This window comes from Steroidobacter cummioxidans (assembly GCF_003104955.1).
This window is the reverse complement of the sequence record NZ_LSRW01000102.1, coordinates 14,855-37,333: the sequence shown is the minus strand read 5'-3', so window position 1 is coordinate 37,333 and position 22,479 is coordinate 14,855. Positions and strand designations below refer to the sequence as shown.

General features: G+C 60.6%; 23 protein-coding genes and 1 pseudogene. 14 read left to right on the top strand and 10 right to left on the bottom strand.

The features are described from left to right. The first annotated feature begins 47 nt into the window (after window positions 1-47). On the top strand, window positions 48-305 hold the full coding sequence (locus D0550_RS32360) for a hypothetical protein (RefSeq protein WP_116813311.1): 258 nt from the start codon (window positions 48-50) through the stop codon (window positions 303-305). A 25-nt stretch (window positions 306-330) separates the two neighbouring features. Here D0550_RS32360 and D0550_RS32355 read toward each other — a convergent pair whose 3' ends face one another. The 3 genes from D0550_RS32355 to D0550_RS32345 form a co-directional block, all read right to left on the bottom strand. Beyond that, window positions 331-1,305 (bottom strand): helix-turn-helix domain-containing protein, encoded by a 975-nt coding sequence (locus D0550_RS32355; protein WP_206606681.1) that lies wholly within the window; start codon window positions 1,303-1,305, stop codon window positions 331-333. A gap of 66 nt (window positions 1,306-1,371) precedes the next feature. Then, on the bottom strand, window positions 1,372-2,751 hold the full coding sequence (locus D0550_RS32350; RefSeq protein ID WP_161966191.1) for an alginate export family protein: 1,380 nt from the start codon (window positions 2,749-2,751) through the stop codon (window positions 1,372-1,374). A 25-nt stretch (window positions 2,752-2,776) separates the two neighbouring features. After that, window positions 2,777-4,558, bottom strand: a complete 1,782-nt coding sequence (locus tag D0550_RS32345; protein ID WP_116813329.1) for an amidohydrolase — start codon at window positions 4,556-4,558, stop codon at window positions 2,777-2,779. Between the two features lie 422 nt (window positions 4,559-4,980). Between D0550_RS32345 and D0550_RS32340 the strand changes: the two genes are divergently transcribed. The 7 genes from D0550_RS32340 (at window position 4,981) to D0550_RS35775 (ending at window position 9,791) form a co-directional block, all read left to right on the top strand. Then, the gene (locus D0550_RS32340) at window positions 4,981-5,628 is read left to right on the top strand and encodes a hydrolase (protein WP_241520987.1); all 648 of its coding nucleotides are present in this window, start codon (window positions 4,981-4,983) and stop codon (window positions 5,626-5,628) included. Window positions 5,629-5,692: 64 nt separating this feature from the next. After that, window positions 5,693-6,595: a pirin family protein gene (locus D0550_RS32335; RefSeq protein ID WP_116813308.1), complete on the top strand. Its 903-nt coding sequence runs from the start codon at window positions 5,693-5,695 to the stop codon at window positions 6,593-6,595. A gap of 109 nt (window positions 6,596-6,704) precedes the next feature. After that, entirely contained in the window at window positions 6,705-7,352 is a 648-nt protein-coding gene (locus tag D0550_RS32330) for a hydrolase (RefSeq protein ID WP_116813307.1), read from the top strand. 92 nt (window positions 7,353-7,444) lie between these two features. Beyond that, complete coding sequence (locus tag D0550_RS32325) at window positions 7,445-8,275, top strand: alpha/beta fold hydrolase (RefSeq protein WP_116813306.1); 831 nt, start codon at window positions 7,445-7,447, stop codon at window positions 8,273-8,275. An 18-nt stretch (window positions 8,276-8,293) separates the two neighbouring features. Then, window positions 8,294-8,416 (top strand): hypothetical protein, encoded by a 123-nt coding sequence (locus D0550_RS36620; protein ID WP_275129307.1) that lies wholly within the window; start codon window positions 8,294-8,296, stop codon window positions 8,414-8,416. Beyond that, complete coding sequence (locus D0550_RS32320) at window positions 8,416-8,862, top strand: OsmC family protein (RefSeq protein WP_116813305.1); 447 nt, start codon at window positions 8,416-8,418, stop codon at window positions 8,860-8,862. Before D0550_RS36620 ends, D0550_RS32320 begins: the two co-directional genes overlap by 1 nt. Window positions 8,863-8,990: 128 nt before the next feature. Continuing rightward, the gene (locus tag D0550_RS35775; protein WP_206606679.1) at window positions 8,991-9,791 is read left to right on the top strand and encodes a nuclear transport factor 2 family protein; all 801 of its coding nucleotides are present in this window, start codon (window positions 8,991-8,993) and stop codon (window positions 9,789-9,791) included. A gap of 29 nt (window positions 9,792-9,820) precedes the next feature. On the opposite strand, the gene D0550_RS32305 is transcribed toward D0550_RS35775, so the two are convergent. Continuing rightward, window positions 9,821-10,717 (bottom strand): LysR family transcriptional regulator, encoded by an 897-nt coding sequence (locus D0550_RS32305; RefSeq protein ID WP_116813327.1) that lies wholly within the window; start codon window positions 10,715-10,717, stop codon window positions 9,821-9,823. A gap of 130 nt (window positions 10,718-10,847) precedes the next feature. Further along, a pseudogene (locus D0550_RS32300) lies at window positions 10,848-11,284 on the bottom strand (NAD-binding protein); the annotation flags it as partial. 263 nt (window positions 11,285-11,547) lie between these two features. Between D0550_RS32300 and D0550_RS32295 the strand changes: the two are divergent. Together D0550_RS32295 and D0550_RS32290 are read left to right on the top strand one after the other, a co-directional pair. Next, window positions 11,548-12,288 (top strand): SDR family NAD(P)-dependent oxidoreductase, encoded by a 741-nt coding sequence (locus D0550_RS32295; RefSeq protein WP_116813304.1) that lies wholly within the window; start codon window positions 11,548-11,550, stop codon window positions 12,286-12,288. A 52-nt stretch (window positions 12,289-12,340) separates the two neighbouring features. Beyond that, a complete protein-coding gene (locus D0550_RS32290) occupies window positions 12,341-12,742 on the top strand; it encodes a RidA family protein (protein WP_116813303.1) in 402 nt (133 codons plus the stop codon). 65 nt (window positions 12,743-12,807) lie between these two features. On the opposite strand, the gene D0550_RS32285 is transcribed toward D0550_RS32290, so the two are convergent. From D0550_RS32285 to D0550_RS32275, 3 genes are read right to left on the bottom strand one after another with little or no spacing between them, the layout of a single operon-like run. After that, window positions 12,808-13,713 (bottom strand): LysR family transcriptional regulator, encoded by a 906-nt coding sequence (locus tag D0550_RS32285; RefSeq protein WP_116813302.1) that lies wholly within the window; start codon window positions 13,711-13,713, stop codon window positions 12,808-12,810. 44 nt (window positions 13,714-13,757) lie between these two features. Continuing rightward, the gene (locus tag D0550_RS32280) at window positions 13,758-14,006 is read right to left on the bottom strand and encodes a hypothetical protein (protein ID WP_116813301.1); all 249 of its coding nucleotides are present in this window, start codon (window positions 14,004-14,006) and stop codon (window positions 13,758-13,760) included. 37 nt (window positions 14,007-14,043) lie between these two features. After that, window positions 14,044-14,817, bottom strand: a complete 774-nt coding sequence (locus tag D0550_RS32275) for an SDR family oxidoreductase (RefSeq protein WP_116813300.1) — start codon at window positions 14,815-14,817, stop codon at window positions 14,044-14,046. 786 nt (window positions 14,818-15,603) lie between these two features. Between D0550_RS32275 and D0550_RS32265 the strand changes: the two genes are divergently transcribed. The 3 genes from D0550_RS32265 to D0550_RS32255 all read left to right on the top strand — a co-directional run bounded on the left by D0550_RS32265 (window position 15,604) and on the right by D0550_RS32255 (window position 18,815). Continuing rightward, entirely contained in the window at window positions 15,604-16,413 is an 810-nt protein-coding gene (locus tag D0550_RS32265; RefSeq protein ID WP_116813326.1) for a 3-keto-disaccharide hydrolase, read from the top strand. Further along, window positions 16,410-17,831 (top strand): Gfo/Idh/MocA family oxidoreductase, encoded by a 1,422-nt coding sequence (locus D0550_RS32260; protein ID WP_206606677.1) that lies wholly within the window; start codon window positions 16,410-16,412, stop codon window positions 17,829-17,831. Before D0550_RS32265 ends, D0550_RS32260 begins: the two co-directional genes overlap by 4 nt. A 153-nt stretch (window positions 17,832-17,984) precedes the next feature. Further along, the gene (locus D0550_RS32255; protein ID WP_116813297.1) at window positions 17,985-18,815 is read left to right on the top strand and encodes an oxidoreductase; all 831 of its coding nucleotides are present in this window, start codon (window positions 17,985-17,987) and stop codon (window positions 18,813-18,815) included. A 91-nt stretch (window positions 18,816-18,906) separates the two neighbouring features. On the opposite strand, the gene D0550_RS32250 is transcribed toward D0550_RS32255, so the two are convergent. Both D0550_RS32250 and D0550_RS32245 read right to left on the bottom strand, forming a co-directional pair. Continuing rightward, entirely contained in the window at window positions 18,907-19,911 is a 1,005-nt protein-coding gene (locus D0550_RS32250) for an AraC family transcriptional regulator (RefSeq protein WP_116813296.1), read from the bottom strand. 252 nt (window positions 19,912-20,163) lie between these two features. After that, on the bottom strand, window positions 20,164-20,931 hold the full coding sequence (locus tag D0550_RS32245) for a helix-turn-helix domain-containing protein (protein WP_116813295.1): 768 nt from the start codon (window positions 20,929-20,931) through the stop codon (window positions 20,164-20,166). An 85-nt stretch (window positions 20,932-21,016) separates the two neighbouring features. On the opposite strand from D0550_RS32245, the gene D0550_RS32240 reads away from it, so the two are divergent. Then, a complete protein-coding gene (locus tag D0550_RS32240; protein ID WP_116813325.1) occupies window positions 21,017-21,865 on the top strand; it encodes an NAD-dependent epimerase/dehydratase family protein in 849 nt (282 codons plus the stop codon). Window positions 21,866-22,479 lie beyond the last annotated feature (614 nt).

Genomic DNA, 22,479 nt, shown 5'->3' with positions numbered 1-22,479 from the left:
GCAGTTCGGATCGATAGCATGCTCCGCCTTGCCGAAGTGGAACGCTCGTGAGTCATATCCTCGTCATCAACAGTAGTGTCTCAGGCGAGGCATCGATATCGCGTATTCTGGTTGAGGACGCTGTGCAGCGCCTGTCGGAGGTCAATCCCGATGCTGTCCTTGCCTTTATCGGAATCACAGACGTCGCCTTCATCCATGCCGAAGGAATTGGCCACGGACCCGAGGCTCGCGAACTTGCGCTGGCGAACGCAAGGTCACGCATTGCGGAAGCGGCGATCTCGGCGGCAGCAGCCCTACGCGCGTAGCGCCCGATAGTGGGTCGACGGATCCCTAAGTGCGCCGCTCCATTCGCCACGCAGCTGGGGTAGCGCCAATCATCTTGCGGAAGGTCCGACCAAAGTGCACCGCGTCTACAAAGCCGGTGGCTACGGCAACATCCTCTAGACAGTGACTGGTGTTCAACAGCAGGTTCTTGGCTCGCTCGACACGAGCCTGCAACTGCCACTGATACGGCGCCAGCCCAGTCGATGCCTTGAAGGCGCGGCTATAGTGGGACTGCGACAAACCAGCCAGTTGCGCGAGGGTTGCCAGCTCCACCCTCGCAGGCATCTTCGCCTCGAGATAGCTCATCGCATCTTTGAGCTGGATTGCTGAAAGCCCACACGCGCTCCCTTTGTTCTCTTTGGGTCGTTCGAAGAGCTTTGCCGCAATCGCAGCGGTGAGCGAGTCACCGTACAGCTGAGTGGTTGGGTCAGAGTCGTTGATCGCGTCTGCAAGCAACCTGATCAACGTCCACAACCGGTCATCTGAGAAGCGGAGCCGAGGAACGTCAATCGGTCCCAGTGATTCAGAAATTCCCAGACGCTCCTGAAGTATGTTTGAGTCGAAGCTGATCGTCGCGCACTTGATATAACGAGTATCTGCCGAATACCCCCACAACTGCATCTTTGCCGGCGCGAAATACAACCACCGAGGCTTGTAGGCATTTGGATTGGGAGTGTTGGGTGCCGACCTGGGCTCAGCATGGTCTCGTCCGACCTCTTCGAAATGAGCGCTGAGTCGAGTTGACTCTTCACGGCTATCTATCTGAAACAAGAATCTGCCCGTGCACGTGTGCTCATGCAGATCGACGTTCACGCCGTTCCAGCAACGACTGGAGGTCGTCCGCATGGCCACGTTCTCAGGAAGTTCAAATGCGTTCGACATACGAATGGGATCGCTTGCGACTCGCCCCTCGAGGCGCATCTTGTTTGTCGCGCATCTTTGCATCTTTTTTTCGATGCGGTAGGTCCGAAATTCGTGCATCTGTGTCGCAAAGGTGGGAACGCTGGTGGAGTCCAGCCAGGGTTCAGCAGGGCGGCCCCGACTTGTTCAGAACCGGTACTGCAAACTGAGGCTAATGAAGCTCAGCGCATCGTTGGCGCCAGTCTCGCGCAGGAACGCGCCAGGCTGCGCGTAGGCGACGACCGCAGTCGAGGACCAGCCCGGTGCCAGCGTCCAAGTGGTGCCGAGCGATGCGATGGTCGCCACATAGCGGGCACGACTATCACCAGCGGCCTGGATCAGCATGCCGTTGGGCGCATACACGCCGTCGCGGGTGCTATGACGCCAGAAGAAATCGAGGCTGGCGTTCAGCTGGACCCGGGGTGCGAGCCGCAGGGTCAGCGCCGGGTTGATGTTGAAGAAGTTGCGTGGCCCGAGCGTCGCTTCGTCGCCGAAATAATTGCCGCGCGGGTAGAGAGCATTGAGGGTACCGAGGCGGTCGTCGTCAGGATCTTTATCGCCGCTGGCTATGGCGAAAAGCAGCGCCACCCTCGGTTGGCCGGCCGCTCCATCGAAGGTGTAGCCGGTGTCAGTGGCGAGCGACCAGGCGCGGATCTCGGCGTCGCCGAACCGCCCGCCCTGCACGGCGAATTCCCAATTCCAGTCCCAGGGTTTGCGGCCGCCGAACACGCGGGTACCAAGAGACCAGCGGCGTTCGTGCGCTACGCCCTGAACGTAGCGGGCAACGGTGTCTTCGTAATGTAGCGCGTAGACGTCCAAGGAGGTGACGCCTCCGGTGCGGGTCGCGTAGATGCCACGCAGCGCCTGCGTCTGCGAGCGAGCGTCATCGAAGCTACCCTGACGGTGCTGCCGCGGGGCCGCTGCGAAGGCATCGACACGCCAGGGGCCACTGATCGCATAGGCGCGGACGGCGTCGAAGCTGCGCCGTACGTTCGGGCCCTCGCGGGCGTCGATAGCGCGCCCCGATCCGAACTGCAGCTCCTGAATGCCGATGCGCATTCCGATGCTGCCTTCGCCATCCCCCGCTGATCGCCACTCAACGAACAGGTTGGTGGGATCGAGTTGGTTCTCGTCCACTGGGGACGGGCCTGCGGCGCGGCCCTCGGTGTACGAACTGGCCAGCTGAGCGAAGCCGCGCCAGTGCTCGCCCAGGCGCAGATCCGCGAAGACGGAACCCCGCTGCATCAACACACCCCATCTGTCCTGGCGTTCCAGCCCATAGCGCGGATTGCCGGCGTGCTCGTAGCGCCAGCGCAGGTCGCCGCCGATACTCATGCGCACATGATCTGCGATCGGATGGTCCTTCCAGCATGCGATGCGGTTGTTGTCTTCGACGCAGGACTGGCGCTGGGCACTGAAATCGTCGTCGAACCGCAACGGACGGAACTGCGCCAGCGCGGCATCGGCCCCGAGCAGCAAGGAGATGCCGAGCCACGCCGCGCGCACGCTCACTTCGCCTGTCGACACTCTGGATTGTCCGGTCCGGGTGACCTCACGGAGTTTGGTGGTAGCCACCGAAGTGTTTGATCGGCGACCAGGTCGGCAAGATCTCGGGCAATGCCGGCGAAAGCGATTGGTAGTCCTGCGCGCCGTACACCACCCGGCCATCCATAACGGTCAAGACCGAGGCAATGGATTTGATCTGGGACTCCGCCACCTCGAAGTAGTCCCTGTCCAGCAGCGCGAAGTCGGCGAGGTGGCCGGGGGCGATCATGCCCATCTCAGATTCGGCATCCATGAACCACGCCGGAGTGCGAGTGAACAGTCCCAGCGCTTCGATGCGTGACAGACGGTTGTCCTTGGCCAGCACTTCGGTTCCGGAGACCGACTTGCCCGACACCATCCAGCTGATGCCGACCCACGGATTGAACGAGGCTGCCCGGAAGGCGTCGGTGGTCATGGCCAGGGGAATGCCACTATCAACGAGCTGGCGCAGGCGCGGGGTCTGCAACGCCTTGTCGCGGCCGTAGGTCTTGATGAAGCCGTCACCGTGCAATGCCATCTTGGTGTCCAGGGCGATGCCGCCGCCCAGCGCTTTCACCTTGGCGATGTTCGCGGGACTGATGGTCTCGGCGTGTTCGAGGCTCCACCGCAGGCCGTCGAGCGGCATCTTCTCGTTCAGCTTCACGAGCGCATCGAGAAAAGGCGTGATGTTCTCGTCGTAGCTGATGTGCTCGCGGAAAGGAATTCGCCGCTGCACCAGCTTGGAGACGTCCCGCTCCACCAGTTCCCGCATCTTGTCCGGCTCGATGATGACCGCCGGACGGTCGAAGTTCTCGTGATCGTGAACATCCGCCGACAGCAACTCGCCGGCGCCGCGGTAGACGTGACCGTGCGCCAGCTGCGGGTGCAGGTTGTGCCCGGGACTGATCGGCGCAGTCTTCGTGATCGCCGTGAGCTGCGCGTCCACCATGTTGAAGGCAGCGTCGTCTCCAAACTGGATGTCCACGAAGGGCATGCGGATGTTGAGGCGGTTGTCACGGGCAAGGGCGTCCACAGTTGGCAGCGCTTTGGGATACCCGCGGAAGCCCGTGCCCGCATCGACGATGGACGTGATCCCGAAGCGATTGAGGCTGTGGATCGTCTGGATCAGCGAGCTCACCTCCTCATCGAAAGAGAGCTGCGGGACCATGGTCTCGATGGCGATGAACATGAACGTGTAGCCATGGACCACGCCGGTGTACTTGCCCTGTGCGTCCTTCTCCAACTCGGTGCCCGGCAAGTTGGGAAACCTGTCGGTGCCCACGCCGAGAGCATCCATCGCCTGCTGGTTCATGAAGGCGCGGTTGTAGGCGTACTGCACGAAGAGCGGACGATAGGGAACGGCCCGGCGCAGTTCGTCCATGGTGGGGAAGCGGTTCTCCTCGAACTGGTAGGGAGACCAGCCGCCAATCACCTTCACCCAGTGGCCTTCCGGTGTTCGTTTGGCTTGCTCACTCAGCATCGCCAAGGCTCGACGCAGCGTTGGCACGCCGTCCCATCGCAGGGTGTAGTTGTATCCGCCCTCGTTGAGCACGTGGGTGTGCGCATCGATGATGCCCGGAATGAGCCGTCGGCCGCGCGAATCGATGACCCGGGTGTTGGCGTTCTGCAAAGCCAGCACTTCGGCATCCGTGCCGACCGAGTAGATGCGACCGCTTTTGACGGCCAGCGCGGACGCCTCGGGTTGTGCGGGATTGCCGGTGTAGATCTTGGCGTTGTGCACGATCAGGTCAGCGCCTGGCGTCTCCTGCTTGGCTTGCGCATGGACGTTGGTCAAGCCATTCGCCACCATGAATCCGATCAGTAATAGCAACTTCACTGCAATTCCCATTCGATGGATTTGAAAGAACACACGCTGCGCCGAACTCGATCAGCGAGTCGAACTGCGCTGCGGTGTGCGTTGAATGGGAAATGTTGCCTACTCGGGTCCGGCACAGTCACTGACTGTTCTTGCTGGCGGCAGTACGTTTCGCTCATGAGCTGAGCGTTCGAGATCGGCGCCTCAACCCGGCGTGTACGTCGCGTTCGGGGACGTGTGGTCCGCGTGCTCCTGATGGCGACGTTTCTGATCAATGCAAGCGCCAACACTCGATGACCAATTCGTACTGTCATTCGCAAGATCGGACAGTGACCGACGCAGGCTGCCTTGGGAACATCTCCCCCAACGAATGTCCCACGGCGCGTGAGCGCCCACATTTTCCCAGGAGTCGTTCCGTGCCCAAGTCCGGCCTTCCCGCATTGCTTCGCCCCGAAGACAGCATCGTCGTCCTGATCGATCATCAGCCGTACCAGTTCGCCAACCTGCACAGCCACGAGCCCACGTTGATTGCCAACAACGTCATCGGCTTGGCCAAGGGGGCAAAGACGTTCAACGTGCCGACCATCCTCACCACGGTCATCGAAGAGCGCGGTGGCTACTTGATCAAGGGGCTGCAGGATGTCTTTCCAGATCAAAAGCCGATCAACCGCACATTCATCAACACCTGGCAGGACCCGAATGTCACGGACATCGTCAAGAAGAGCGGCCGCAAGCAACTGATCCTTGCGGCGCTGTGGACCGAAATCTGTCTCGCGATGCCTGCAATCCAAGCGCTTGGCGAAGGTTACGACGTGTTTGTCGTGACCGATGCGTCCGGCGGTGTGACGCCAGAAGCGCACGACATGGCGGTGCGACGCATGGTGCAAGCGGGCGCCGTGCCAATCACCTGGATGGCAGTGATCTCCGAATGGCAGCGCGATTGGGCACGAGTGGACAGCGCCAACGCTCTGTCGAAAGTCGTTCTTGAGCATGCTGGTGCAAGCGGCATTGCGCTGGCCTGGGAACTGCAGTTGCTCGAAACGACAGCCAAGTCCGCTAAGTAGATGTAAACGGGCGGGGCGGCCTTTTCGGTCGCCCCGATGCGTTGCTATCTCATTGGGAGCCCCTATGAATTCAATCAGCGAATTGCGGGTTGCGACCGCCGTAGGCCTGCGCCGGGTGACATTCAGGACGCGCGGTTCGACTTCGGGCCCTATCACACGGCTGATGAGTCCCTCAGATCTTGGCCAGATGCTCAAGCCGTACGTGTTTCTCGACTTCTTTGAACTCGATCTCCACGACCCGCGAGCGGGATTCTCCATTCATCCACACTCAGGTCTTGCCACGATCACTGTCATCACCGAGGGGGATCTGCGCTTTGACGATGCAACGGATGGCACCGGGCACATTGGCTTCGGTGGCTTCGAATGGATGCGCGCTAGCAGTGGTGTCTGGCACGGCAAAGAGTTGTCCGGCGGCAACTCTCGAAGGGCAAAGGGCTTCCAGCTTTGGATAGCCTTGCGGCCCGAACTCGAGCACGCGGCCGTTGAGAGCCAGTATGTTGAAGCCCAGCATGTGCCGACAACCGGTCCCGCGCATGTCATCCTCGGCAGCTATCTGGGCGTGCGCAGCCCTGCACGTTCTCCTGACGGCATCACTTACCTGCTGCTCAAGCTTGCCGCAGGCACCAAATGGACGTTCGTTCCTCCCACAAAGCAAACAGTCGCGTGGCTTGCGGTCGCGAGCGGTCGTTTGGTTGGAGAGACCCCGGCCGAGGCCGGCGAGATGGTCATCTTCGAGCAGTCAGAGCAATCCGTCACCCTGGAAGCCGGCTCGGATGCCGACGCGGTTTTCGTGATTGGGGCCGCCGAGCCGCATCCTTATGACTTGCATTTGGGAGACTATTCGGTTCACACATCGGCAGATGCCCTAGCGAAGGGTGAGGCCAACATCGAACGTCTCAGGCGGCTCCTTGTCGCTGCTGGCGACCGACGCAGGACGGGCGGCACGATCCCAATCTTCCGTGAGTAAGCGAACTGACGCAGCAGCGACCTGTTGCTGCGCGCTCACTCTTCCACATGCTCGAGGACTTTGAGTCCTCTTCAAGCGCGATCAATCCCAACCAGGAAAGAAACTGTCAATGACTAGTGAAGCAATCCGCAACCCGCACACCGATCAACTCCTCTCGCCGGAGAATTCGGCGTTCATCATCATCGACTACCAACCGATTCAGGTGTCCTCGATTCGCTCGATGCCGCGCGATGAGCTGGTTTTCAACATCACGAGCGTCGCCAAGGCGGCGGTCAACTACAACCTTCCGATCGTCCACTCGACGGTCAACGTCGCGACCGGCCGCAACAAGCCGCCGATCCAGCAACTGCAGGACGTGCTCGGCCATCTGCCGACCTACGATCGGACCTCCATCAACAGTTGGGAGGACGCTCAGTTCAAGCAGGCGGTCAAAGCGATCGGTCGCAAGAAGCTCATCATGACGGCGCTATGGACCGAGGCGTGCCTGACCTTCCCAGCGCTCGACGCGATCCAGGAAGGGTATGAGGTCTATGTGCCGGTCGACGCGGTTGGCGGTACTTCGCTCGCCGCGCACGAGGCGGCACTACGCCGCATGGAGCAGGCCGGTGCCAAGCTCATCAGCCGCGTGCAGATGTATTGCGAGCTCCAGCGCGACTGGGCGCGCGCAGCGACCGTTCCCGGGTTTATGGGTGTGTTCGATAACTTCGACGGCTTCAACGTCGAGAAGGCAGTCGAGAAAGCGGCCAAGGTGTTGTGACCGGCTGACCCTTCTGACGATGGCGGCGGCCGAAAATGGTCGCCGCCTGTCGACGCCCCAATCCGATAGACCAGGCACAGGAAACAAACGACATGGCGATGTTCACAACGCGCGACGGCACCCGCATCTTCTACAAGGACTGGGGGAGCAAAGAGGCACAGCCCATCATGTTCCATCACGGCTGGCCGTTGAGCGCGGACGATTGGGACAACCAGATGCTGTTCTTCCTCGACAAGGGCTATCGCGTCGTCGCGCATGACCGGCGCGGCCACGGCCGCTCCGACCAGACCGACACCGGCAATGAGATGGATACCTATGCCGCCGATGTCGCGGAGCTGGCTGACGAGCTGAATCTGAAAAACGCTATTCATGTCGGACACTCGACTGGCGGTGGCGAGGTGATCCGTTACGTCGCCCGGAGCAAGCCTGGACGCGTGTCCAAGGCCGTGCTGATCGGCGCAGTGCCGCCAATCATGCTGGCGACACCGGAATATCCCGGCGGCCTGCCGATGGACGTGTTCGACGGATTTCGCCAGGCGCTCCTGCGCAATCGCGCGCAGTTCTTCCTCGAGATTCCTACCGGGCCGTTCTACGGATTCAATCGTGAGGGCGCCGAAGTCAGCGAGGGCTTGATTCGCAATTGGTGGCGGCAGGGCATGATGGGCGGTGCCAAGGCGCACTATGACTGCATCGCCGCTTTTTCGGAGACGGACTTCACCGCAGACCTGCGGGCCGTATCTGTGCCAGTCCTACTGATGCATGGCGAGGACGATCAGGTGGTGCCGATCGAGGCGTCGGCGCGCAAGGCGATCGAGCTGCTGCCGAACGGAACACTGAAGACCTATCCGGGCCTGTCACACGGACTGTTTGCCACCCATCCCGAGCTCATCAACGCCGATCTGCTGGCGTTCATTGCGGGCTGAAGCAATCAGGAGCGATGAATGATTGCAGTGATCATCGAACAACGGCGTCGCGACCTCGGCGCTAGCTTTGAGGTCGGCCGCGTGCTGCTGTTGGCAAAGCAACGCATGGTGGGTCCCTTCATCATCCAACGGAGATCGTAATGGCGCCGCCTCGCATCCATGTAACGGTTTCGGAGACCGCTAAGAGTCCTTTTGCCGTCCGCATCGAGATGGGCAGCCATGTGCTTGCAGGTGACGAACCTGTGGATGCAGGCGGCGGTGGATTGGGTCCCAGCCCTTTTGAGCTCCTCTCGGCTGCGCTGGCGGAATGCACCGCCATGACTGTGCGCTGGTACGCGCGCCAACAGGGCTGGCCCGTCGAACATGTGGCGGTGTCGGTCGACTACGGGAAGGAGCTACTCGCGGGTGCTTCAACCCCTCGCGACGTATTCGAGAAGACCATAGCCATTCGCGGTCCTCAGCTTACCGATGAGCAGCGTAAACGCTTGCTTGATGTTGCCGCCAGGTGCCCCGTCCAACGCGTTCTGGAGGGCTCTCCTTTGATCAAGGCAAAGTTGGGAACACCACCGGATCAGGTCACCGATTAACTGGTATCGGAAGACGAGAGTCGTTGCCGAAGAACATGCTGTATGTCTGGTAACCCGTCGAGCTTGGAAAGAAGGCAAACCCGCGGCTCCATGGCAGCGTGGCGGAAAGCTCACCATGAGGCGACGCAATGAGCACAAAAGCGGAACGCAACAGAGCGCTGGTGCTTGAAGCCATGACCGCGCTGTTTCAACGCAGGGACCCGCTTGCCGTTGGGCGGCTATACGCGTCGGAGTACATCCAGCACAACCCGGGAATACCTCAGGGCCGGGAGGCACTGGCCAAGCTGGTCGCGAAGTTGCCGTCGACGGTCTTCTATGAGCCGGGGATGATTATTGCAGAAGGTGAGTATGTGGCCATCCACGGACGCATCCGTGGTTGGGCGCCGAAGCCACAGGTCGTTGTGGACATCTTCCGGGTGAAGGACGGACGACTGGCCGAGCACTGGGATGTTATGCAGGACGAGGTGCCAACCCAGGGCAGCAAGTCCGGCAGCTCCATGTTCGCGCCGGATGAAGGCACCGTTCAATCCGCGACGAATCGCGACGCGATCAACGATGTGATGGCGGACGTGGACTATGCCACGTTACTGCACGCCAACCTCGCACGAGTCTTCGGCGAGCGTGACGTGGCGCGTCGCATGGACGCGATTCGCGAACTGTACGCCGAAGATGCAGTACTCAATGAACCGCATGCAACAGCTATGGGGCACGTGGCGGTCTGCGACGCTGTCACAGCGCTTCTTCGAACGCTACCACCCGACTTTGTATTCACCGCGGTTCGCCCCGCTATGGGCCACCACGGAATCGGGCATGTCCAATGGCGCTGCGGTCCAGTGAAGGGCCCGGTTGCTGCCACAGGGATGGATATTGCTCGCTTTGAGGACGGCCGCATTCAAGAGCTGACCGTCTTCATCGATTCGCCTAATTAGTAACGCTCGCGTGTGATCTCAAGCACCACTCAGACAGGGGGCGTCCCCGCGGGGTTCGAGTTCTGTTCGAAACATGCGACCAGCAGTTCGGTCAGGACCCGTACCTTTCGTGTCTGATGCTGACCGGGCGGGCGGGTGACGTATATGCCCGCCGGCGGCGGTGGGTAGCGTGTCATGACCGGGACGAGCGCACCGGACGCCAGGTATTCATCGATCAGATAATTGGGGAGCGCCGCGATACCCAGCCCGGCTGCCGCGGCGACGGCGAGCGCTACGCCGCTGTCAGCTTTGAATCGTCCCTGTGGACGAACAGTGATGACTTTGTCGCCATCCAAGAGTTGCCAGGCTTCCGTTCCCTGCATGAGGGCCTGGTGGGCGAGCAGTTCCTCCGGTGTTTCCGGAGACCCATGCGTCCTTATGTAGTCCGGGCTCGCGACGAACTTCCCGAACAGCGGTCCGACACGCCTTGCGATCAGGCTCGAGTCGGGAAGCGTGCCCACCCGGATTGCACAATCGAACCCCTCGGCGATGAGATCGACGAAGCGATCGCTGTAGGAGGTGTGAACGTGGAGCTGCGGGTGGCGTCGTGCCAGTTCCGCGAGCACGGGAGCAAAGTGGGTCGGACCGAATGAAAGCGGCGCGGCGATTCGCAAGCGGCCGCGCAGGTCACCAGCGGGCAGGATCGTCTCCTTCGCTGCGTCGATCTCCGCGCAGGCCCGGGCTGCATAGTCGCGAAACGTGGTTCCGGCCTCCGTGAGAGCAGCCCCTCGGGTGGATCGTGCAAGCAACTGGATGCCGAGTTCCGCTTCGAGCCGGGCGAGCCGACGACTGACGATCGACTTGGACACGCCGAGGCGAAGCGCGGCAGGCGAGACTCCTCCCGCGTCAGCAACTTCTACGAATGTCTGTAGCTCTTCGATGTCCATCCAGCGTTCCTGATTTCGCAGCATAGCGCTGCATGCAATGGTACTACCGCATTGCATCGGATACAGGAACAGCAGATGCATACTGCACTTTCAGCGCAGCACTGGAAGGTTGCTTTCGTTGGATCCTAGGTTATTTCAGTACTGAAGGACCGGTGAGCGGCTCCGAGACCGGTTGTAAAACCAACCGATCCCGCCCCGACATGAAGTCTCCCTGGACTTGCCCGGACAGGCGCTCGGTATCCCGCTGGCGGATGTCCTGGGCTGCCTCTTCGATTGGACTTTGAAGCCATATCGTCCGGCATCACGAATGCGCTCGGGGTCATTGTCGATGACGGACAGCTTGACGCCTCTGGACAGCAGAACCTGCGAGCTGATCTGTCCGAAGCGGCCAAAGCCAATGACGAGTATCCGTCCCTGCAAATCACGCGCGGCGTCGATACCCTCCTTGGACGCTTCGGTACGCAGCAGCCGGTCGGCCGCGATCATGAGCAGCGGGGTCATTGCCATGGACAGGATGATGACGGTGGCGAACAACGCATTCTCCCGCGCATCGATCACACCGCTCGAGAGTTGCCTGAGAGCTTTCTCGACGAGCGACCGGGATACGGACGTCACTGTAGCGCTTCGATACGCATCAAACGTACCAACTTTTGCGACACGGCTCGTGCGGCGTTCCTCCCTTCGCAACACAGTTTGGCAGTTTTCGACACTAGGAAAGACTGAATGCGGACAATAAATTCGCTGCTCGGTCGGTCGCGGCCATTCTCTACGCGAACCACGTAGGTATTGAATCAAACATTGCGGAAAGGACCGGTGGAAAGGACAGATATATGATCGATCTGAATGGGAAGCGTGCATTGGTAACCGGCGGGTCGCGGGGCATCGGAGCCGCGATCGCGCTGGCACTGGCAGAGAACGGGGCTGACGTCGCGCTCACTTACCAGCACTCCGCCGAGAAAGCTGAAGCGGTGGCCAAGTCAATCGAGAAAGCGGGGCGTCGCGCAGTTGCCATCCAAGCCGACAGCGCCGAGCCGCAGGCTATTTCGCGCTCCGTGAGCGAAGCCGTCTCGACGCTCGGCGGACTCGATATCCTCGTCAACAGCGCAGCGATCGGTCATACCGGAATGATCGCGGATCTTGACGTGCACGACTATCAGGCCGTGATGGACGTCAATGTGCGAGCCCCAGTGCTGTTTGCCAAGGCAGTCATCCCACATCTCGCGAAAGAGGGGCGCATCATCACGATCGGTTCGGCCCTGGGCGAGCGGGTCCCGTTCCCGGGCATAACTCTTTATGCAATGTCTAAGGCGGCACTTACTTCCTTCACCCGCGGCCTTTCGCGCGAACTCGGCCCGAGGGGCATCACCGTAAATCTTCTGCAACCCGGCGCGACCAATACGGATGCAAATCCGGCGGATGGCGAGGCTGCCGATTTCCAGCGAAGCCTGACGTCCTTGGGACGCTACGCCGAGCCACGCGAGATTGCGAACGCCGTGGTCTTTCTTGCTAGTCCCGCCGCGAGCGTGATCACGGGCGCCACCTTGACCGTCGACGGGGGCGCGATCGCCTGAGCGAACTCGATGTTCGCCCGGCAACGTGGAATTTTTGTCTTGGAGAAACGCAATGGAAAAACCCGAACTGATCGTCACGCCCGGGGTTGGCGAGATTTTCCGGCAAACGCTGCATTTCTCGAGCGCCGTCAAGATCGGGAACCGGGTGGAGACATCCGGTCAGGGCGGCTGGAACGATGACCTGCAAATCCCCGAGGCGATCGAGGAGGAGATTGCCACCGCCTTCCGCAATATCGAGCTCGTTCTGGCGAAAGCCGGGGCGACCTGGGATCACGTCATTCACGTCAATACATACCATGTCGGCGGCTTTCCGCCGATCGTCAACGACACGATCGTCAAGCTGTACCGCCACTACATGCCCAACCACGCGCCGATCTGGACGCAGTTGGGTGTTGAAGCATTGGGCCTGCCGGCGATGCGCTTCGAAATTCGTGTCACCGCAATCATTCGTTGAGGGACCGCACGCAAGGGACTCGCTGCACTCAAGATCACAGAATGGGTTGTTCTAGTGAGCGACGCTCATTGATCCAGGTGTGGCCGAATCAGTCCTTCGAACCACTCAACAAACACCGCCAGCCGGCGGGAGCGCTGACGGCGATGTGAATACAGTAGTGAGATCTCCATGGGCGTGGCCCGATGCGTGGGCATTACTTCGACGAGCTCGCCAGAGTCCAACAAGTACTGCACATCGAAGCGGGGAACCTGGATCAGGCCGAGCCCGGCGCGGCAGCAGGCGATGTAGCTTTCGGCGTTGTTGACGATCACACGGCTGGGTACCGGGATTTCCAGCTCCGTTCCATCCTGCTGATACTCCCAAGCGACTTCACGGCCGTTGCTGGCCGACGCATAACCGACGGCCCAGTGATTGCCCGGCAGGTCGCTCGGATGCCTGGGTACGCCGCGTTCATGTAGATAGGCCGGGCTTGCGCAATTGATCAAAGCGAGCCGTCCGAGCGGCCGCGCGACGATGCGGCTATCGCTGAGGCTGCCGACTCGAATCGCGCAATCCACCCCCTCCTGCACGAGGTCGATGGCGCGGTCGGTCGAGCCGAGCATGAATTGCAACCTTGGATAGCGGCGCAACAGCGCGGGCAAGCCCGGCGCGATCAAGCGACGAGCGATACGACTAGGCGCATCGACCACCAGCCGTCCCATCACCTGCCGTTGGCGGGTCTGGAACAGTTGCTCGATATCATCTGCATCGGCAAGCAAGCTACGCACGCGCTCGACCAGTTGCGCACCGTCGGCGGTCAGCCGAACCTGGCGGGTCGTGCGATGGAGCAAGCGCGCGCCGACCATCGACTCCAGCTGTTGGACGGCAGCCGATACCGAGGCCCGGGGCACATCCAGCGCATGTGCGGCTTTGATGAAGCTGCCCATCTCGGCGACTTGCAGGAAGATGCGGTATTGATGGAGTTTGTCCATCCCGCGATTGACCTCGGCTCAGCTGCGCGCTGGATCGCGGGCCGTTAGCGCCCGGCCCACCAAATCCATCCCCAGCCGGCTACCACGGGGACACTGAACAGTACCGCGTGAATGGGCAGTTCCTCGGCCAGGCTGTAGCCATGCGACAGGCCGGTGCGAAGATTCAGAATGGTCACGACCAACCAGGCGGCGGTAAACGCACCCGCCGCGAGCAGACGGTGCGGGGCAGGTGTGAAGCGCAACAGTACAGCGGCAATCGCCAGGCCCGCGAGGATGATGATCAAAGTACGCAAGACGCTTCTCCGAGGGAACCACGCTGCCGCGACGAGCTCACTTCGTAGTGTAACCACCATTGATCAGAATAGTCTGGCCGGTAATCCACCAGCCATCGCTGACCAAGTGTCGGATGAAAGGTACCACGTCCTGGATGTCGGTCAGTCCGGTCTTGGAGAACGGTGACAATGCCGCGGCGCTCTTGTGATATGCGACGGCCTCGGCCTGCTCCGCCGGATAGAAGAACGGCGTGTCCATCGGGCCGGGACCAACGGCATTCACCGAGATGCCACGTGCGCCAAACTCCTTCGCGGCCGCACGAGTGAAATGCTCCACGGGTGCCTTGGTGCCGGCATAGGAGGAGTAGAAGGGCGTGAATGCACCCAGCAGGGAAGTGACGAGCGTGAGGACCTTACCGTTGTCACGAACGTGCCGCCCGGCTTCCTGCAGGAATAAGAAGGCCGATTTGGCATTCACCGCAGACATCTCGTCGTACTCGGCTTCGGTGATCTCGGTCAGCGGTTTCTTCAGCACCTTGCCGACGGTGTTGATGGCGATATCGGGCTGGCCTACCTGCGCCATCGAATCCATGAACAATTCTTCCATGTCCACGGCACGGGTGAGATTGGCTTGTAACGCCAGCGCCTGCGCGCCCGCCGCCTCGATCGCGGCCACTGTGGCGTCCGCGTCCTGCTTGCTGCTGTCGCTGTTGTAGTGAATGACAACGGCCTTGGCACCGTGCTGCGCAAGATCTCGGGCGATCAGCCCACCTAGATTCTTCGCGCCGCCTGCGATGAGGACGACTTTGCCCTTGAGGGAATGATCCGCCATGACACGCTCCTGATCGGCCTCGGAAAGGCAGATAGTTTAGGCAGCACATGCCGGCCGATCAGCCGTGCAGCACTGGATGGATCATCCAGAATTCGAGAACAATCTTGCCGGTGCGTCGATTCCAATTTTGGCCTGCACAGAGAACGTGTCACACATAGCTCCACTGTGATTCCGTGATGCGAGGATCCAGTAACAACTGGTCGGGCCAATAAGTCCATGCTGGTCAGACCGAATCGCAGCCCTGCTAGATCTCCCATGTCTCGGCCCGCTCTATTATTTGTCCTGCGATGGGGCTGGCGATCACTTCAGTGTGAAGATAACGCCCATAATTTTCTTGAGATCCAGGTCGTTATTGGGATATGGTCTAGCCATATACGATCAATTGGTCAGGCCGCATGGTATGACCGAAACGCCAAAAGAGGACACGGCGTCAGGTCCGAAAACGCAAGTGCGGTCGCCTCCGAGCCCATCGAAACTCAGGACATTTATCTGCGAGCCGACCTGGACTTCAAAACCAATCAGGCACTGAGTTCCTACAGCATCGACGGCCAGCGGTGGTCTGCGCTCGCAGGCCCGTTCGAGCTGGCCTACGACTGGCGAACTGGCACCTTTCAAGGCGAGCAACTTGCGATGTTTTAACCCGGCGCCCGGTGCAGGCGATTTGCCGGGGCGCATCGAGTATGCATGCAATGGGGCCTCGATCATTCTGTTTTCGATACTGTGGGAAATCCAAATGAAATGTAAATCCTGCCATCAAGGCGCTAGATGGCACTTCCGGAGCGATCGATGAGGACACTGACACGTACCCCGCGCAGGCGCGCGTTCGCAGGCTTGTTGGGACTCGCAATCGCCACGGCCAGCACAGGCCAAGCCGCGGCCGAAGCCAACCGGCTGACCGAGCGGGAACGGGCGGAGGGTTGGCAACTGCTTTGGGATGGAGCGACTTCCGCGGGCTGGCGCAGCGTCAAGTCGGATGAATTCCCCAAGGAAGGTTGGCCGATGCGTGACGGCGTGCTCAGCGTGCGAGCCGGCAGCGGTGAAGAATCTCGCGGTGGCGGTGACATCATCACGCGCAAACGCTATGCGGACTTCGAGTTGTCCGTCGAGTTCAAGTTTGCGCCTGGCGCCAATAGCGGCCTGAAAATTTTCGTCCAGCCGAACATCTCTCCCGTCGATCGCATCACCGGCAAACCGACCGGGACCGGCTCCGCCATTGGCATGGAGTTTCAGATTCTCGACGACTCACTTCATCCGGATGCGAGGCAGGGGCGGGATGGCAATCGCACGCTCGGGTCGTTCTATGACGTGATGGCTGCGCCGCAGACCAAAAGCGTCCAGCCCGCAGGCGAATGGAATCATGCGCGCATCGTCGCGCTGGGAAAGCACGTGACATTCTGGCTCAACGGCCAGAAGACGGTAGAGTTCGACCGCGGCTCGCCCGCATTTCGTGCTGCGGTGGCAGCCAGCAAATTCAAGGACATTCCCGGGTTTGGCGAATGGGAAGACGGTCACATCCTGTTGCAGGATCATGGGGACGAAGTGGCGTTCCGTAATCTGAAGCTCCGCGAACTCTCCAAGGTCGAAGCAGGAACATGAGCAGTAAGACACGCATGTATTCGTCCAGCTCTCCCTCCAGACGTTCGTTTCTTACCAGCGTTGCTACGCTGGGTGCGGTCTCGACGCTCGCGCCGGGATTCTTGAAGGCCCAAGCGGCGAATGGCTTGGTCAACGTGGCGTATTGTGGCATAGGCAACCGCGGCGAGCAGGTCATCAAGTCGATGCAAGCGACTGGGCTTGCGAACGTTGTGGCGCTGTGTGACACGGACATGGGCGCGCCGCATACAAAGGAAGTTCTCGGTTTGTTTCCTGGCGCAGCGCGCTTCCAGGATTTTCGGCGCATGTTCGATAAGATGGGTCGGCGGATCGATGCCGTCGTGGTCTCTACACCGGATTTCTCGCATTTTCCAATCGCCATGCTCGCAATGTCGCAGGGCAAGCACGTGTACTGCGAGAAGCCGATGGGGCAGAGCTTCCGGCAGATCGAATTGATGATGCAGGCTGAGCATAAATACAAAGTCGCCGCGCAAATGGGCAACCAGGGGCACTCCGACGCGAACTATCATCAGTTCAAAGCCTGGGTGGACGCCGGCATCATTCGCAATGTCACCCGGATCACGGCGTTCATGAACAATTCCCGGCGCTGGCACGGGATGAAGGTATCCGGGCGACTGCCGAAACAAGCGGTTCCACCCTCCCTTGATTGGGAAAGCTGGCTGGCCACGGCGGCCGAGCACGACTACAACGTGGGCTACGTCAATGGCGAGTGGCGCTCCTGGTTCGATTTCGGCAATGGCGCGCTGGGCGATTGGGGCGCGCATATTTTCGATACCGCGCATGAATTCCTCGAGCTTGGCCTACCCAACGAAGTGGTGCCCGTCGTGATCGATGGGCACAGCCCGTACATTTTCCCGCAGGCATCGACGCTGGCATTCCGCTTTCCAGCACGCGGTTCGCGGCCGCCGGTGGAGTTGACCTGGTACGACGGACAAAGGAACTTGCCGCCGTTGCCGCCGGAGTTTGCGGCTCCAGTGGCTGATCCGAACATTCCTCCGCCTTCAAGAGGTTCGGCAGATGCGAAAGTGTTGCCGCCGGGCAAGGTCATCTATGCCGATGGGTTGACATTCCAGGGCGGCACGCATGGCTCGACCTTGAAGATCATTCCGGAATCCAAGGCCCTCGACCTCGCGGGAAAGCTGCCGATGGTGCCGAGCAGTACTTCGAATCATTTCGAGAATTTTCTATTGGCTTGCCAGGGTGAGGAACGCTGTCGCTCATCCTTCGCGGTCGCCGGTCCGCTGTGCCAAGTGATGGCCCTGGGCGTGATCGCGCAGCGCCTGAATACGACGCTGGCGTTCGATTCCACGACCCGGAAAATTGCCAATCACAAAGTGGCGAACGAGTTGCTCGCGGGGGCACCGCCGCGCAAGGGCTGGGAACAGTACTACAAACTGTGAGCGCCCCTTAGAACCTACGTATGTGAACTACGTCCGCACTCGGCGTCGTCCCAGGTCGCCTGGCGCATCCGGCGAGTTCATTGGCGCGTTTGCCCAGTGCCTGAACGCTTTGATGCTCCTACAGTCCGGCCATCTCTCCAAAAGGGGTGGCATATGATTGATGATCGAAAGAAGACGGCGCTCGTGACTGGCGCCTCCTCGGGCATGGGCAACGAGATCGCCAACCGGCTGATCGCCGATGGCTTTCGGGTCTACGTGGCCGCGCGCAATGTAGAGAGGATGGCCGGCCTCGCCAATCTCGGGGCGCGCACCTTGAAGATGGACATCTCGCAGGAGAATCAGGTCCAGGCGGTTGCAGACCTCATCTTGTCCGAAGCCGGCGGAGTGGACGTGCTCGTCAACAACGCGGGCTTCGGACTGTACGGGGCAGTCGAGGACGTCACGATCGACGAAGCGCGCTACCAGTTCGAGGTGAACGTTTTCGGTGCGGCGCGCCTCACGCAGCTACTCCTGCCCGCGATGCGCGAGCGACGCTCGGGAACGATCGTCAACATCACCTCGATGGGCGGGAAGGTCTACACGCCGCTCGGAGCTTGGTATCACGCGACCAAACACGCACTCGAAGGCTGGTCGGATTGCCTCCGGCTGGAACTCGCCGCCTTCGGAATCCGTGTAGTGATCGTCGAGCCGGGTCTGATAGAGACGGAATTTGGCGACGTAGTCTCTAAACGGCTGCTTGCTCGCTCCGGCAATGCCGCCTACTCGACGCTGACGCAGGCCGTCGCCAAGTCCACGCAAGATGCCTACGGGCATGGACGAGGCACGTCTCCGAGCGTTATCGCTGAGATCGTTTCTAAGGCGGTCAAGACCAGCAAGCCGAGCACGCGATATGTCGCGGGCGCCTACGCGAAGCCGATGATCCTCATCCGCAAGTGGTTTGGCGACCGCGTGTTCGATCGCGTGGTCATGAGCCAAATGGGGTAACCGCGCTCGCGGCTGGTTTCAGTCCACCGACGAGACCCGGACGTCTGCGAGGAAGGCTTTTTCTGTGGCTCACGCGCCGGATTCCATTGGATCAAGTCGTGGCACGGCGCACAGCCTCTGGCGTCTGCCCTGTCCACTCATGGAACGCACGGTAGAAAGAATTCGGGTCTTCGAATCCGAGCAAAAAGGCGATTTCGCCGCCCGACATGCGGGTTTGCATCAGGTAGTGCTTCGCCAGGCTTTCGCGAGTGCTGTTAATCAGTGTCCGGAAGTTCTCACCTTCATCTTCCAGGCGGCGCTGCAAGGTCCGCTTGCTCATGGCTAGCCGCTCAGCAACGACCTCGATGGTCGCAGCATTGCTCGGCAGTAGTTCGAGGAGCAGGGCACGGACACGTTCGGCGGTGGTCGCGGTGGCTTCCAAATCGCTCAAGCGCCGGCCGAGTTCCGGCTCGAACGCCTGCCACATGGCATCGTTGCTGGTCAGGAACGGCCGTTGCGCATCGGCGGCAGAGAAAGTCACCGATGGATGGACGCCACGCCGCACGCTCACGCCAAAGTGCTCCTCGTACTTCCGCGCATACACAGGTTCTGGAATCACAGGCAGCAATACACGCAGTGCGCGGAGGGGCTCACGCGTGCCCATTCGTGCCAGGCGCACGAGAAACGCGAGCTCCGCGACCTCCAGCGAGTGGGGAACATTGCCGTCGGCGAAGATCCACCGGGGGGACAGAGTGAGTTCGCCGCGTTTGCTCACTTCCATTTCCAGCTTCATCGGCGCCATCAGTTGTTTGTACTTGTCGAGCCGCTGCGCGGCTTGCATCAGATTGGCGCTACAAAGCGCGGCAAAAAGGGGAGGATCGAACGACTCGGTCGAGACCGTCTGGACAATGCGTAGGGGAAACAGGGGATCGCCGAACTCAGCTTCGAGACTGCGCCAGAAACTGAAGTACTCTTCGGTGGACAGGCCTTGTTCCGGATGTGAAAACAAATCAGCTGGAAGCCCTGCGCGACGCAGAACACGGTCCGTCCGGATGCCGAGGTCCTTGAGCAAAGCTCGCCATCCGATGTCGAGCGCGAAAGATCGGTTGCGTGCCATGGAGTTTCGATTGCAGCATCAACGAGCGAGATCGGCCCTGAGATACAATGTAGGTGGGCGGGCATCTCAGGTCACTAGCAAGTTGTGCCACATCGCTAGCGATCGGTGCCACCCCCACGCGGCGCGCGAGGCAAGCGGCGCAAGCTCCAGATCGGCACCAAGTGAACGACGGGCCTCACCTTCGATCGCGCCTCGATGGCGCCGATATCCCAAAACATGACCGAGATTTCAAATCGTATAGCCTCGGGTCACTCAGCTCTGGCTGCACACTTCGGCGAGAAACCGGCGCGGCGTAGCTGCTGCAATGGAGCGGAAGTCTGCAATCAGGTGTGCCTGGTCATAGTATCCGGCGCTCACCGCGATATCGGACCAGCCCAAATCTGCGCATTCTTTTGCTGCTTTGAGAGCACGCTCGAATCGGATCAGCTTGAAAAGCGTCTTAGGGCTCAGGCCGATCACTTCACGAAACACCCGGCGCAGGTGCCGCTCGCTGATCCCCAGGTCCTGGGCAACGGACGCCACATTACCGCTTTCGAGACCTCGGGCCGCCTTTAGCGCCAGCCGCGTGTTCGCATCGAAGCAGGTTCTCGGTTCAAGCCGCTCGGCGATGGCGGCCTTCAGTATTTTGGCAGCAGCGCCTGCATCGCTTGCGGCGGCAAGCTGTTCTTCCAAACGTTGCGTGGCGGCGGTGTCCCACAAATCCCGAAGCGCGACGATGCGGCCCGCGAGCTCCGAGGCGGGTCTGCCAAGAACTGCTTGATACGTACCTAATGGCAAACGGGCAAAGACTGTACTCTGTCCACCGCGTATCAACTTGCGGTGAACCTTGTGCCGTGGGCCCAGCGCATGGATGTCGAACCCACCAGATATATGAGCGCCGAATCGGACGACCACATGCGTGCCCGTGCTAGGAACCGCGACTCGTACGAAATCCGACTTGCACTCGTCCACAAAGACTTCAGGCACCGCATTCAACGAGCAGGCGCCGGCTTGAGGGGGAGTGTGGATGCGCTGAAGCATGGGGCGATTTTCGGCAGGCAAGCGCGCCTACGCAAGGGTCCGGTTCTTACAATCCCGCCGAGTCAGGGCGCTTTACACTGGCTTCATGAAAATCCTCATCACCGGTGCGACCGGAAAAGTTGGCAGCAGGCTCGCCAAGCGCCTTGCGGGACGGGGGCATGACATTAGAGCCCTGGTGCGTGACTCTTCGCGCGCTGCTGCTTTGTTAGGCCACCAGATAGAATTCGTAGAGGGTGACCTTCTGAACCCTGAATCCCTTGCCCTCGCTGTCCAGGGGATCGCCGCAGTGGTGCACTGTGCTGCTCTCTTCCGGGGCGCGACACCGCAGCAGGCGCATGCCGTCAACGAGCGCGGAGCGCAGCATCTCGCTAGCGCCGCGCGCCATGCAAACGTTGGGCGTTTTGTTTTCTTGAGCACCGGGCTGACGTACGGTGACAATGGTGGCCGTCTCGCTGATGAGGACGATGCTTGCAATCCAGTCGATGCGTATCCTCTGAGCAAGCTCGCGGCAGAGAAAATGCTTCTTGGGATGGAGGGGCTCGATGTGCGCATCCTGCGCTTGCCATTCGTTTACGGTGACGGCGATCCACACATCGAAGAGGTCATCCCGTTCATGCGCGGCTTTCCTGCCGGCCAACGCATGTCCATCGGCCACCACGTGGACGTAGCTCAGGCAGTTTCACGGTTGCTCGACGCAGGCTCGCCATCCCATCGCATTTATAACGTAGTGGATGATGAGGCGCCCGAGCTCACTGCGTTGTTTGCCGCCGTCGGCCAGCCACCACCCGATGGCTCCAGTGGTGAGCGGGCAGCAGCGTTCAGCGCGCTCCTCAATGGACGCCGAATCCGAGAAGACCTCAAGTTCAAACCGACTTTCCCAAGGTTGGCGGACGCGATCTTGGCGAATGCCGTGGGCCGAGCTTGGCCGGAGTAGGGGGGCACCGCTAAGAAAAGTGCTATTTCGGCCACGAGTTGAGTCCTGCATATTCTGCCAATGATGACCGAAGGCTCCGTCGGAAGGTGGCAGACTATTCCAACACATCAATGATCCTGATGACGAAGTGTTGCTTGGTCTTATGTTCCGAAGAAGGGATTTGAACCTGGGATTTACGTTGTGAGAGTTCCATCGAACCGAGGACGCGACCATACCCCAGGAGGGCGCCGATAGGGGGTTCTGGCTCGGATCGACGTGCGTCACGGTACGACGCATGCGGCAGTCGAGTTTGTACTCGACGCGCGGCGAGTGCCTGTGAAGCTTTGCATGTGAACAAAACTTTATCACGGAAGAATCGCGCAGGTTTTCTCGGGAAAAAATAGAGCTGCCGTCCTTTATCCACAGGCTTGCGCACAGCTTCTGTGGGCGAATGTCACGTTCGAACTCGACTGGAGTTCGAAAACCTGCAACTCGATCCAACCGACTTGCGAGCGATGGAAATCTCACGGGCCGCTCGAGGCGCGCCGTACCTGGCGCTCGCAATGGTGTGTTCCAGTCACCAATAGCATCCGTTTGCGCAACTTCCGTCGCACGCGGGCGCTGGTCTAGGGTTC

Excerpts from the sequence above, each read along its gene's own strand:
- D0550_RS32355 (WP_206606681.1), bottom strand. The coding sequence starts at position 1,305 with ATGCACGAATTTCGGACCTACCGCATCGAAAAAAAGATGCAAAGATGC.
- D0550_RS32345 (WP_116813329.1), bottom strand. The coding sequence starts at position 4,558 with ATGGTGGCGAATGGCTTGACCAACGTCCATGCGCAAGCCAAGCAGGAG.
- D0550_RS32335 (WP_116813308.1), top strand. The coding sequence starts at position 5,693 with ATGAATTCAATCAGCGAATTGCGGGTTGCGACCGCCGTAGGCCTGCGC.
- D0550_RS32330 (WP_116813307.1), top strand. The coding sequence starts at position 6,705 with ATGACTAGTGAAGCAATCCGCAACCCGCACACCGATCAACTCCTCTCG.
- D0550_RS32325 (WP_116813306.1), top strand. The coding sequence starts at position 7,445 with ATGGCGATGTTCACAACGCGCGACGGCACCCGCATCTTCTACAAGGAC.
- D0550_RS36620 (WP_275129307.1), top strand. The coding sequence starts at position 8,294 with ATGATTGCAGTGATCATCGAACAACGGCGTCGCGACCTCGGCGCTAGC.
- D0550_RS32320 (WP_116813305.1), top strand. The coding sequence starts at position 8,416 with ATGGCGCCGCCTCGCATCCATGTAACGGTTTCGGAGACCGCTAAGAGT.
- D0550_RS35775 (WP_206606679.1), top strand. The coding sequence starts at position 8,991 with ATGAGCACAAAAGCGGAACGCAACAGAGCGCTGGTGCTTGAAGCCATG.
- D0550_RS32305 (WP_116813327.1), bottom strand. The coding sequence starts at position 10,717 with ATGGACATCGAAGAGCTACAGACATTCGTAGAAGTTGCTGACGCGGGA.
- D0550_RS32295 (WP_116813304.1), top strand. The coding sequence starts at position 11,548 with ATGATCGATCTGAATGGGAAGCGTGCATTGGTAACCGGCGGGTCGCGG.
- D0550_RS32290 (WP_116813303.1), top strand. The coding sequence starts at position 12,341 with ATGGAAAAACCCGAACTGATCGTCACGCCCGGGGTTGGCGAGATTTTC.
- D0550_RS32285 (WP_116813302.1), bottom strand. The coding sequence starts at position 13,713 with ATGGACAAACTCCATCAATACCGCATCTTCCTGCAAGTCGCCGAGATG.
- D0550_RS32275 (WP_116813300.1), bottom strand. The coding sequence starts at position 14,817 with ATGGCGGATCATTCCCTCAAGGGCAAAGTCGTCCTCATCGCAGGCGGC.
- D0550_RS32265 (WP_116813326.1), top strand. The coding sequence starts at position 15,604 with ATGAGGACACTGACACGTACCCCGCGCAGGCGCGCGTTCGCAGGCTTG.
- D0550_RS32260 (WP_206606677.1), top strand. The coding sequence starts at position 16,410 with ATGAGCAGTAAGACACGCATGTATTCGTCCAGCTCTCCCTCCAGACGT.
- D0550_RS32255 (WP_116813297.1), top strand. The coding sequence starts at position 17,985 with ATGATTGATGATCGAAAGAAGACGGCGCTCGTGACTGGCGCCTCCTCG.
- D0550_RS32250 (WP_116813296.1), bottom strand. The coding sequence starts at position 19,911 with ATGGCACGCAACCGATCTTTCGCGCTCGACATCGGATGGCGAGCTTTG.
- D0550_RS32245 (WP_116813295.1), bottom strand. The coding sequence starts at position 20,931 with ATGCTTCAGCGCATCCACACTCCCCCTCAAGCCGGCGCCTGCTCGTTG.
- D0550_RS32240 (WP_116813325.1), top strand. The coding sequence starts at position 21,017 with ATGAAAATCCTCATCACCGGTGCGACCGGAAAAGTTGGCAGCAGGCTC.